Origin of the sequence: Candidatus Enterococcus willemsii, assembly GCF_009933335.1 — a bacterium.
GTDB classification, from domain to species: domain Bacteria; phylum Bacillota; class Bacilli; order Lactobacillales; family Enterococcaceae; genus Enterococcus_F; species Enterococcus_F willemsii.
This window is the reverse complement of sequence record NZ_MAEL01000044.1, coordinates 14,252-26,139: the sequence shown is the minus strand read 5'-3', so window position 1 is coordinate 26,139 and position 11,888 is coordinate 14,252. Positions and strand designations below refer to the sequence as shown.

The following is an 11,888-nucleotide window of genomic DNA, read 5'->3' as shown; positions in this document are numbered from 1 at the left end:
TATTCTTTGGTGGGGTCTGTGCAAAGGTCTGTGCACTCTAAATTATTTGTTTATTTCTCTATCATACTCATCCATGAATCCTAGGCCAATAATTATTATACCTGTGATTAACGGAGCGAAAACATACGACATTACTTTATCAATAAAGATATCAATAAAACTACCAGGTAAATAATAATTGATTAATGTTGAGGCAAGTGTGCAAAATACTCCTAAACCTATCCAGGGCCAGAAGAATTTTTTTGCTAATCTTTTAACTCTCCTCATAACTAACACCTCCTCCTTAAAAACCAACAAAATCAGCAAACTTTGTAACCGTTTTTTTCTCAGGCATAACGTGAGAATAAATTTCAAGAGTAATCTTCACGTCTTTGTGGCCAAGTCGTTCACTCACCTCTTTAACAGGTATGCCTGCTTGAAGTAACAAGCTAGCGTGTGTATGTCCAAAGTGGTGGGGTGTAATTCTAGGTAACTTGTATTTCTTAATTAGATATTTGAGCCAATCATTCACAACTTGAGGATAGCACCATTCGTTTCTTTTGTTGGTGAAGATATATTGTTCCTCACTCAATGTATTGAATCCAAGTTGTAAGTAGTCAGTTCGTTGAATGATACGCCATTTAGAAAGAATCTTAAGTGTTTCATCATCTAGACTAATTGAACGGGTACTAGCATTTGTTTTAGGCGTCTGAATTATAATCTGATTGTGCTCATAGGAGAATTCATGCTGTCTTCTTATAGTTTTATGCCTAGAGCGTTAGTTGATAATTTGAAATTATTGGCTAGACGTTCAAAAAATAATCGAGCTACAGTAATTTTAGAAAAATATGAAAAAGATATTGACAATACTTTGTTAAAAATAATCAGAAACTATAGTCAGCATACGGCAATACCAATAGATGATGTAAGAAAAAAATATGACATATTGAAATCAACAACATCAATAGAATATCTTTTAAATCGTGATAAAATTATTAAGGGTATAAAAATTAAAACAAAAGAATACGATACAATTCCAAAGTTAAAAAAGAATTTTGAAAAAGAGATAGATTTCAACTCACTTATTGCTCAATGGCAAAAAAACATTGATGCGTTGGTACACGAATCATTAATAATATATGGGGCTTCTTTGCCTTCAAAAGAGGTAGAGTGTTTAAGAAAACAACGTTCTTTTTTCTTACTAGATTATGGTTTATATAAAGTTGATTCGATTTTCAAAGAAAAAGATAGTTGGTTTTCAGAAAAATATGTTATAGAAAGAGATAAATTATTGGTTTTGCTTTATTATATCCTGGGAGATGAGTAGATAAGATATTTTTGTACTTGTCTTAAGCTCAGCGCAAATTTGCGCTGAGGTCTCGTGAGTTTTAACGAAGCCAAAAGTGGCTTGGGCATAACAGACTAGGAAATTGCTACGTTGTGTATGTAGTTAGAGATTTTCGATGTACGGATTGATTAAAATCTCGTCATGTATTTTCTACCATCTCTATCGTGACTCCGTATTTTTCGGTAGGATGATTGCATTGACACCTATTTATAAAGGGAAGGCATATATTTATTTTTAGAAACAATAAATTAGGCATTTAAATAATAGTCTATGATATATTAATAGTGTATAATCCATGGTGAGGAGGAGATTATGATGGATATATTAGAGAATATACTAACCATTAGTGGTACTATGGGGCTTATTTATGGTGTCCTATCATGGTTATATTATCATAAAATAAAGTTTTATTTATTTATAAATAAACTCCTATCCTCAAGAAGAGAAATTCAGTTTGATTTAATGACATCTTTTAAAAAGAGTGAACTGATAGATTTCAAGAAAATTGAAAGTAGCTTTAAAGATATTGGTTATAACTATACAAAAATTCAAAATCTTAAAAATAGTAAAATATACAATCTAGGTAGTTTTCTCTTAGAAGTAAAACAGACCGATCTTATTGATGAAGATGATAGGAATGTAGTTATTGGAGTAATTAATGCAGCAGTAACATATAAAACTGCAATAAAAGTTATTGCAGATTACGAAAAGATAGTTGACTTAATCTTTGAAAAAGAAAATATAAACTCTAAAAAAACTCGATCTTCTTTGACTTTGAAATATGGTGATAATAATCCGTTTATGGGGAGAAATTTAGCAAATATGGACAATAAGTCTATTAAAAATTTTATATGTCAGGTTAATTTTAACAAAATTATTGGAAATGACGATCCAACAACTGAAGATACTGATATATTTATATTTAAGGAATCAATAAATTATACTACAAATAATTTATCTAATTTAGTTAATGTAGCAAGAATCTGTTTTAATACTTATAAATAAAAAGGGGTTAGAAAAGATGCAAGCAATATCAGTATATGAAATCGGCGGATTGTTTGATTATGATAATGTAGTACTTGAAAATAAATCAAGCAGTGAAGAAAGAGAGTTAAACGGAACTCAAGAAGTTTTTAGGACGGAAATGTTTGTTAATGAAACAAATGGAAATTATACACGATGCTCATTTGCATTAGATGAGGAATTTAAAATAAGAGCAAGAGTTTTAAATACCGATGTTACTGCTGTCGTAATAAAAACCACATATGAAGGATACTATAATACAACAGATGGGACATTAACTGTGTTTGCTAATAAAGTGAGTGCGGATAACATCTGTGCTTTCGTTTCTAATCAGTTTAATTTAAATTATAATAAAAAAATATTTAATTTAGAAACTATTATGGAAGAGGCATCGGATGTTAGAAAAACACAATTTAGAAATGTTAGAATACAAACTTTAAGCGGAAGTTCTTTGAATGGTAGCAGAGTAAATCAAACAGAGTTATATGATTTAATGTATCAAAATGGTGAATTATCAACAATTGCAGTGACTTATCCAATAAATAATGTTGAGATTAGTTTTTCTGTATCTACATCGGGATCAATAGTTATGTTTTCTAATATAGAAAACAATGAAATATTAACTTTAATTGAAGAGATATTTTTATATTAAACAATCTAACTAAACATTACTCTTATCCGTAATGTTTTTTTCGAATGACAAACTAAACAATATGAAATGTAACCAGTTATTCGAGCTGTTCACAAATGAACTAGAGAAGATTTTTTGTAAGTAAATACAAAGGCATGGTAGTTTTAATTAGTCTGCGAAAAATCTACAAACAAAAAAACGTCCACAAAGTGAACGGCAACCTAACTATCGGCGTGGTGGATTTGTTTCATATGTCAGTGCAATTGTCTGTGCATGTCTGTATATCTATCTGAATCTAATTGATTATTACCTTGTTATAAAGCTTATTGTAGCAAGTAAATGAAACTAAGTGAACCTGCTGAAATACCATAAATTGAATGGAAGGGTCTGTGGGATAAAAGAACAATAGGTCTTAGAAATATTGTTAACTCAATGTTTCTAAGACCTATTTTCTTAGTCAGCATGAAAGATTGCATCCGTTTTTGCACCTTAGTCGATACTGTATATTTTGAGTCATCTCTAATTCATCTAATAATTGTCAATGGGAATAACGTAAAAAATCAGTTTTCTATTACCGAAATTTTAGTAATAATATGGTATAAAGAATTTTAAGAAGAATTATTAGAGATAATAACTTTTTAAAATACAAATTTTTAGGAACTCAAGATTCTGAATTAAATGCTCCCTAAAATAACAAAACAAAAACTAGACACGTATAACATCCATGTGTCTAGTTTTTTCATATCATAATTTCTCTAAACCCAACCTACTTCCTAACCTTCCGCCAAACCACAATACCAACGACAACTACAATCACCAAACCACCAATAATCGGCAAATTATTTCTAACCGATCCAGTTTTAGGTAATTTCTTGTCAGAGGTTTCTTGATCTGTAGATTGACTTGTGGAAGGAGTCGTTTGTTTATTATCTTCTTTCACACTCGTTTGTGTTGTGGTACTTGAAGATTCCTCAGTGCTACTTGATGGTACGGTTTCTTCATTACTTGAAGACTCCGTTGATGAAGTACTCGATTCGCTTGTTTCCTCGCTTGATTCCACAGAACTATCTGATTCAGTGGAAGAACTACTTGAATCAGTAGGTTCTTCAGGAACGGGTTCTGTGGCTGTTTGGTTAAATTGTAGATTGGCTTCAAATAGTTTGCCGATTTCGAGTAACAAGTAGTCGTTATTTTGAGCAGCCATAAATTGAATGCCTAAGGGTAAGCCGTTTGCTGAGACATAAGTTGGTAAACTAATGGCTGGTGTTCCTGTTAAGTTAGCAATTTGTGTAAATGGCGTATGGGTTAAACCTGGTAACCATTGGTCGTAAACAAGTTGTAGTTTTTCTTCTTTACTCAAAGACTCCATGTTTTTGATAGCTTCAATGTGTTCAGGAAGCATGGCAGTATCGTTTAGTAAAGGTGCTGTTGACGCTGTCGTTGGTGTTAAAAACAATGGGTATTTTTCTTGGAAATCAGCAAGTTCTGCACCAATTTGACGGACGTTTTCCCATGCTTGATTGACATCTTCTTTTGTTAAATCTTTACTTGTTTGAAATAATGCCCAAGTTGTCCAATCAACATCATCAATTTCGACGGGTCGTTTGGCTTGTTGTTTTGCCAAAAAGTCAATGATGCCCATTGAACTGGCACCAATCGTATAATAATTTTCCATTAATTTGACACCGTCATAAGGTTGCTCAACTTCTTCTACTTGAAACCCTTGTTGGCGTAAAAATGCGACTGCGGTTTCGACTGCTTGAACGGCTTCCGGTTCAACAGGGGTGCCGACAGGCGATTTGGTTGAATACGCGATTTTAATGTCTTTGGTTAATGGAATCTGTGGTAATTCTTGGGTTTGGAACGTTTGAAATAATGTTTCGGTATCAGCCATCGTTTTGGTTTCAGCAAAATGACTGGTTTGCCCTCGTTCACTTGCAGAATTACCAACTAAAACACCGCGAGACGGTTTCATGCCAATAATCCCATTCCAAGAAGCGGGAATTCGAATCGAACCACCTGCATCACTTCCAGAACCAATCGGTGCATACCCCGCAGCAACTCCTGTAGCAGAACCACCCGATGAGCCCCCTGCTTGATAGAGCGGATTCCATGCACTACCTGTAGGTCCGTATAATTTTGAATTGGTAATATTTTTTAAGCCCATTTCTGGATAGTTGGTCTGACCAATCACGATAAAACCAGCTTCTTGAAAGGCTCTAACAAAGCTTCCAGTTGAACGTGAGACGATATCTTTTGCAAAAGTCAGTCCATTGGAATTACTACCACCAGCAATGGTGTGTCCCAATCCTTTCACGATTAGAGGCACTCCGAAAAAGGGTTGTCCCGTATCTTCAAGTTCGGAAGCTTCTTTTAAAGCTTCTGCTTCACGTAAAGAAATCATTGCGTGAAAAGTGTCGTCTTGCTCGTGAATTTTTTGAAAAGCGAATTGCACTAATTGAACGCTTGTCACTCGTTTTTGGCGAATGGCTTCAGCAAGTTCTAATGCGGAACTATTTTCATAATCTGCTAATGTGAAGGTGCTCGTTGTTTCTGACGTTGACGTGCTGATTGCTTCTGAAGTCTCGACCGTTGACTCAGTAGCGGCGTCAGTAGAATCTACGGTTACCGCTTCAATACTACTGCTGGTTGTTGATGTTTCTACTGAACTTTCTGTTTCAAGGAAACTATCAGAAGTCGTGACACTCTCAATAGTTGTTTGTTCGATGTTAGTTGTTGAATCGATTGTGTCTAACCACGCAGTTGATGCAGGTAAAAGTAACACACTTGTTGCGAATAACATTCCCCATCTTTGCCATTTAATCCCTAACTTTTTCATATGCATCTCCTTAAAATAACAAATTAATTACAATGACTAGGCTAATGGAAAGGGAGGATTCTGTCAAACGAATGAACTAGTTATCCAAGTTGAGAATGAATAGATACTATGATATGCTAGTTATTGAAACTGTTTTCAAAAAAATATGAAGGAGGAATATCTTTAGAATAGGCTAGAGATATGAAGGGGTAATGAAAAAACATTTAACGAAAAAAATGCTTGTTTTGTTGAGTATGGGGATACTTGCTGGCTGTGTGACAGCAAATACGAAGGAAAAAGAAACAGATAATACGAGTTCCGAAGACAAAAAAATAACGATTTTAGGAACTTCTGACATTCATGGTCGTTATATGGCGTGGGACTATGCGACAGATACTGAGAATAAAGCGGGAAGTTTTGCGCAAATTAGTACGATTGTCAAAGAAGTTCGCGAGGCAAATGACAATACAATTTTGGTGGATGCCGGAGACTTGATTCAAGATAATTCAGCAGAACTATTTAAAAACGATGACCACCATCCAGCGCCAGAAGTACTGAAAGCATTGGACTATGATGTCTGGACAATGGGTAATCATGAGTTTGATTATGGTTTTGATGTTTTAGATAACATTACAGAGCAATTTGATGGTGGTGTTTTGGCTGGAAATGTCCAGCTTGAAGATGGCACGCCCTATTTTGATTCCTATAAAATTGTTGAGCGTGAAGGTGTAAAAATCGGATTTATCGGGATGACGACACCATTAGTTGCTGAGTTTAAAAAAGATACTGATATTTTTGATGGCAAACAATTAACTGATCCGGTCAAAGAGACGATTAAAGTTGTCAAAGAACTGAAAAAAGATGTCGATGTGTTAGTCGGTGTTGTGCATATGGGAATATCAAATGAAAATGATGTGCATAATACAGGCGTTGCTGATATGGCAGAAGCTGTGCCAGAATTGGATGTTGTATTTGCGGGTCACATGCATACTTTAGTGGAAGAAGAATTCATCAATGACGTATTAATTGTTGAACCGGATAAATATGGTCGTTTTGTATCTCGCGTGGATTTGACCCTATCGAAAAAAGGAAAAGGCTATGAGGTAAAAGACAAAGCGGGTTCAGCAATTGAAGTTGCAGGCTATGAAGAAGACCCGGAAATCAATGAATTACTAAAACCATCGCATGAGAAAGCTCGAAAAGATGCGAATACAGTGTTAGGTGAACTTGTAGGAATGGATTTAGTGCCTGACAATGAAATTCAAGGTATTTCCTCTGCACAAATTCAAGAAACTCCACTAGTAAATTTCTTTGGTGAAGTCATGTTGCATTATAGTCAAGGTGCGGATGTTGTGGCATTCCAAATTGATACGGACACTCCTTCACTAGATATCGGAGAGATTAAGAAAAAAGATATTGCCAGAAATTATCAGTTTACCGATGGTGAGGTCACTGTTTATGAAATTACTGGCAAAGATTTAAAAGATTATATGGAATGGGGCGCAGATTACTATAATCAAACGAAACCCGGTGATGTAACCGTCAGTTTCAATCCAGAACGTCGCACAAGTAAATACAACACCAATGACCGATTTTATAATGTGAAATATGAAATTGATCTTTCAAAAGAGACTGGCAATCGAATTACTAACTTACGCCGTTTGGATGGGACACCAATTCAAGATGATGAGACGCTTAAAATTGGCATGAATCAATACCGGATGAACTTTTTGGTGTCTGAAGATGGACCATTAGCTGGTAGAGAGTTTAAAGAAGGCTATTCAACGTTTGCTCAAGAAGCTTATGGAGAAGTGGAAGGACGGATTAGAGAATTGTCCGCTCGTTATATTAAAGAAGAGAAAAACGGGGTCTACGAAGGTGTCTTATTAAATAATTGGAAAATTATTGGTGTCGACAATGATGCGCCTGAACGTAAAGCGGTGGTTGACTTAGTAAATGCTGGTATTTTAGCCTTACCAAGTATGGAAGATGGCAAGGTAACAAATATCGCATCAATTAATGTAACTGACGCTGTTACACAGGGAGAAATAGAAGAATTAGCGAAAAAAGCCGAGGTTGATGTATCTGAGTTAACGGATATTAAAACAACAGGTGAACTATATCAAGCAATTAATGAAAAACGTGTTAAATAAGTGAAATGATGAAAAAGCTGGAGCCTTCAATGAGGTTGCAGCTTTTTCTTTATAGCCAAATTCTCAAATCTAGACACTTTTCAATATCTGTCATAAAAGACAATTTCGGACTAGGTTTTCATTTGTAAAAAAAGGAAACCAGTTTCATAATGCGAAGTGTAAGATAACAACTATGAGGATGGTGTTTTTGATGTATAGAAGTAATGGAAATTATGAAGCATTTGCGCGTCCCAAAAAACCTGAAAATGTTGACCAAAAATCAGCGTATTTAGTCGGTGCAGGATTAGCATCACTAGCCGCAGCTGCCTTTTTAGTGCGTGATGGTCAAATGAAAGGGGAAAATATTCATATTCTTGAAGAATTACCGATTGCTGGTGGCAGTTTGGATGGTATCTTGAATCCGACAAGAGGATTTATCATTCGCGGTGGTCGTGAAATGGAAAATCATTTCGAGTGTTTGTGGGATTTATTCCGTTCGATCCCATCATTAGAAGTAGAAGATGCATCGGTGTTGGATGAATTTTATTGGTTGAATAAAGAAGATCCGAATTCATCTAACTGTCGTGTCATTGAGAATCGTGGTCAACGTATTCCAACAGATGGTAAATTCACATTGTCTGATAAATCTTCAGAAGAAATTGTGAAATTATTCTTAACGGCAGAAGACCAGTTGCAAGACAAAAAAATTACGGATGTGTTTTCGGATGAATTTTTTGAATCAAATTTCTGGATTTATTGGTCCTCCATGTTTGCATTTGAAAAATGGCATTCTGCAATGGAAATGCGTCGCTACATCATGCGCTTTATCCATCATATCGATGGCTTGCCAGATTTATCTGCATTGAAATTTACCAAATATAATCAATACGAGTCTCTAGTCTTACCTTTAGTGAACTATTTAGAAGAAAAAGGTGTCCACTTCCAATACGATACTATCGTCAAAAATGTTTTGGTTGATCAAGATAACCAATTAGTAGCTCGCGCATTGGAAGTAGAAATTGCAGGCAAAGCAGAATCAATTCCTTTGACTGAAAATGATTTAGTCTTTGTAACCAACGGCAGCATCACTGAAAGTACCACGTATGGCGACAACGATCATCCAGCACCAATCACCAACGAATTAGGTGGGAGCTGGCGTTTATGGAAAAATTTAGCCGCAGAAAATGAAGCTTTCGGTAAACCAGAAAAATTCTGTGAAAACTTACCAGAAGAAAGTTGGTTTGTTTCTGCAACGATTACAACATTAGATGACAAAATTGCACCTTATATTGAAAAAATCAGTAAACGTGACCCGTACGCTGGCAAAGTGGTAACAGGAGGAATTGTAACTGTCAAAGATTCCAATTGGTTAATGAGTTACACACTCAATCGCCAACCACATTTTAAAGCACAACCGAAAGATAAACTAGTTGTTTGGGTATATGGGTTATTATCTAATAAACCAGGAAATTTCATCAAAAAATCAATCACAGAATGTTCTGGTAGCGAAATTGCTCAAGAATGGTTGTATCATTTAGGTGTTCCTGTGGAAGAAATACCAGCGTTAGCCCAACATTCAGCAAATACAATTCCATGTTATATGCCCTATATTACGTCTTACTTTATGGCTCGTGCTAACGGTGACCGTCCGTTAGTTGTTCCAGAAGGCTCAAAAAACTTGGCATTCATCGGTAACTTTAGTGAAACTGAACGAGATACGGTTTTTACTACAGAATATTCGGTCCGCACAGCAATGGAAGCTGTCTACACCTTGCTAGATGTTGACCGTGGTGTACCTGAAGTTTTTGCTTCAGCTTACGATATCCGCACCTTGCTCAATTCCACCGGACGTTTAATGGATGGAAAGAAACTGTCAGAAATTAAAGTTCCTTGGATAGTCAAAATGCTTGAAAAGAAAGCATTGAATAAAGCAGAAGGAACCATGATTTTAGAACTGTTGAAAGAAAGTCATTTAATTTAATAACTGGTTAGATAAACCCACTTAATTTACTTAGGTGGGTTTATTTTTTGTGAAATTTTTTAAATAATTACTATAAGTAAGTTTCAAAAAATGGTATTATGAGTAGTGAAAAATAAACAAAGGAGAGGTTAGTATGAATGAGTATCAAACGATTTTGGCGATGTATCAAAAGCATCGACACTATAATCGAAATGTCGTTCTTGTTTCAGGAGTATTGTTGGTTGCGGTGAGTATTTTTGTGAGTGCAGATGTTGTTCGGATAAATCCATTTATCCTTTATTTAATTGCAATGGGGATAGCTATTTTCTATGCGATGCGCACTCGTGTTGAAAGCAAAAATTATCAAAGTTTGCAACGTTTTTTGCGTAAAGAAAAAGAAATAGTTAAAAATAAAGAGCTATTGTTTTTTATTGATTATCAGTTAGCCAATCATTATGGAAATGAAGCAGATGAACTATTTAAATATGCGAAGAATGAAGAAGCAAATACATATTTAAAACAACTTATATCAGAAATCGCGAGTTATTATCAATATGTAACGGCCCAACCAGTGGATCGAACAGCTGAGATGACATTCAAGAATTATTTAGATTCTATTGAGAATCGTCAACAAGAATTAGCATAGGGGGGATAAAATGAAATTAAGACGTGAATTATTAGGAATTATTTTGGCTTTTACAGCAGCGGGAACAATGGCCACTAACGCGGATTCTACTGCATATCAAGAAATTTATGAACAGCAAGATAAACAAGAAAAACAAATAAATGTCGCCTTAGAATCTGAATTTATTTCGCAAAAAGATGCTGCATTATTAGAGAAAAACTTGCAACAAATCGAAGAAGCAGAACAAAAAGAAACCAAGCGTTCCTTAAAAGCGATGCTTGCACAAGAAGAGCAAGATTTAGCAGATGTACAAAAACGTTTAGCTGACAAAGAAGAAAAAGTAGCAGAAACGGAATATAAACAGCTAGCACAGGAACTTGAAACACTAGAAGAAAAGAGTCAAGAACCCTTTATTGTTAAGGAAGATACGGAAAAAGTAGCTGTGTTCAAGGAATCGCTCACTGATTTAGAAGATGCAAAAAAAGTAGACCCTATTCGAACATTGGCAAATGATATTGACGATTTAGCGAAAGCTATGGATGATAATCAAAAGAAACTAGTCGCTTTGATAGATACATTAAAAGAAGCGAATACCACAAATGAGGCACTCGCTAAAGCGAAATACCTCTCTACAAGTGACAAAGACGAATTAAAAACAGACCGAGAAGAAAATACCAAATATCTCAAAGATGCAGATAATCTTGAGCAAGTAACAACTAGAAAGACAGACTCAGTTGCATTAATTGAGCGTCTAGAAAAGAAAAACAAAGACAGCGAGCAAGATTTCAATGACAATGAAAAATCGGCCAAAGAATTAGTAAAAGCAACAAATACTTTAATTTCAGAAGGCGACCTTACTGCTGATGAAGAAAAAGAATTGAAAGCTACCAGTGAGACACTGAATAAATCATTAAAATTAGAATCGTATGTACCTGGTGATTTAGCCAAACATTCAAAATCACTTCAAACAATTTATGATGAATATTTAGCAAATAGTGACCAACGAATCGCTGAAGCCAAGAAAAAAGCCGAGCGAGAGGCAGCTGAAAAAGCAGCACGTGAAAAAGAAGAAGCTGCTAAACAGCAAGCATTAGCTGAGGAACAAGCTCAAAATAATGCTTCAAATGCAGCTAGTTCACCATCAGCACCGACATTAGTTGGTGAATGGTATCAAGCACCCGCAGGTTATAAATTCTTAAAAGTGGAAAGTGGTAAAACATATGGTCAAGTTAAAAATCCAGGGAACTTTAGTTTAATCACAGAAGCAGAAGCTGCAAATTATAGTCCAGGACATGGGAACGGATCAGCCAAACAATAATGAAAAGAGTTGAAACATGAAGTGATGTTTCAACTCTTTTGATTATATGTAATT

10 protein-coding genes are annotated in these 11,888 nt (G+C 35.2%); 7 read left to right on the top strand and 3 right to left on the bottom strand.

Features of this window, described 5'->3' with window-relative positions:
• Positions 1-42: 42 nt before the first annotated feature.
• Positions 43-267: a hypothetical protein gene (locus BAU17_RS08520; RefSeq protein ID WP_161902390.1), complete on the bottom strand. Its 225-nt coding sequence runs from the start codon at positions 265-267 to the stop codon at positions 43-45.
• Between the two features lie 16 nt (positions 268-283).
• The gene (locus BAU17_RS08515) at positions 284-739 is read right to left on the bottom strand and encodes a tyrosine-type recombinase/integrase (RefSeq protein WP_161902480.1); all 456 of its coding nucleotides are present in this window, start codon (positions 737-739) and stop codon (positions 284-286) included.
• Between BAU17_RS08515 and BAU17_RS08510 the strand changes: the two genes are divergently transcribed.
• The 3 genes from BAU17_RS08510 to BAU17_RS08500 all read left to right on the top strand — a co-directional run bounded on the left by BAU17_RS08510 (position 725) and on the right by BAU17_RS08500 (position 3,002).
• Entirely contained in the window at positions 725-1,306 is a 582-nt protein-coding gene (locus tag BAU17_RS08510; protein ID WP_161902389.1) for a hypothetical protein, read from the top strand. The genes BAU17_RS08515 and BAU17_RS08510 overlap by 15 nt on opposite strands.
• A gap of 333 nt (positions 1,307-1,639) precedes the next feature.
• Positions 1,640-2,332 (top strand): hypothetical protein, encoded by a 693-nt coding sequence (locus tag BAU17_RS08505; protein WP_161902388.1) that lies wholly within the window; start codon positions 1,640-1,642, stop codon positions 2,330-2,332.
• A gap of 16 nt (positions 2,333-2,348) precedes the next feature.
• Positions 2,349-3,002, top strand: a complete 654-nt coding sequence (locus tag BAU17_RS08500) for a hypothetical protein (protein ID WP_161902387.1) — start codon at positions 2,349-2,351, stop codon at positions 3,000-3,002.
• A gap of 745 nt (positions 3,003-3,747) precedes the next feature.
• Here the strand turns inward: BAU17_RS08500 and BAU17_RS08495 are convergent.
• Positions 3,748-5,820: an amidase family protein gene (locus BAU17_RS08495; protein ID WP_161902386.1), complete on the bottom strand. Its 2,073-nt coding sequence runs from the start codon at positions 5,818-5,820 to the stop codon at positions 3,748-3,750.
• 191 nt (positions 5,821-6,011) lie between these two features.
• On the opposite strand from BAU17_RS08495, the gene BAU17_RS08490 reads away from it, so the two are divergent.
• From BAU17_RS08490 to BAU17_RS08475, 4 genes are all read left to right on the top strand, one after another.
• Positions 6,012-7,952, top strand: a complete 1,941-nt coding sequence (locus BAU17_RS08490; RefSeq protein ID WP_161902385.1) for a bifunctional metallophosphatase/5'-nucleotidase — start codon at positions 6,012-6,014, stop codon at positions 7,950-7,952.
• Positions 7,953-8,142: 190 nt separating this feature from the next.
• Entirely contained in the window at positions 8,143-9,912 is a 1,770-nt protein-coding gene (locus BAU17_RS08485; protein WP_161902384.1) for an oleate hydratase, read from the top strand.
• 133 nt (positions 9,913-10,045) lie between these two features.
• Positions 10,046-10,537, top strand: a complete 492-nt coding sequence (locus tag BAU17_RS08480) for a hypothetical protein (RefSeq protein ID WP_161902383.1) — start codon at positions 10,046-10,048, stop codon at positions 10,535-10,537.
• Positions 10,538-10,547: 10 nt separating this feature from the next.
• Complete coding sequence (locus BAU17_RS08475) at positions 10,548-11,834, top strand: coiled-coil domain-containing protein (protein ID WP_161902382.1); 1,287 nt, start codon at positions 10,548-10,550, stop codon at positions 11,832-11,834.
• The last annotated feature ends 54 nt before the right edge of the window (positions 11,835-11,888 follow it).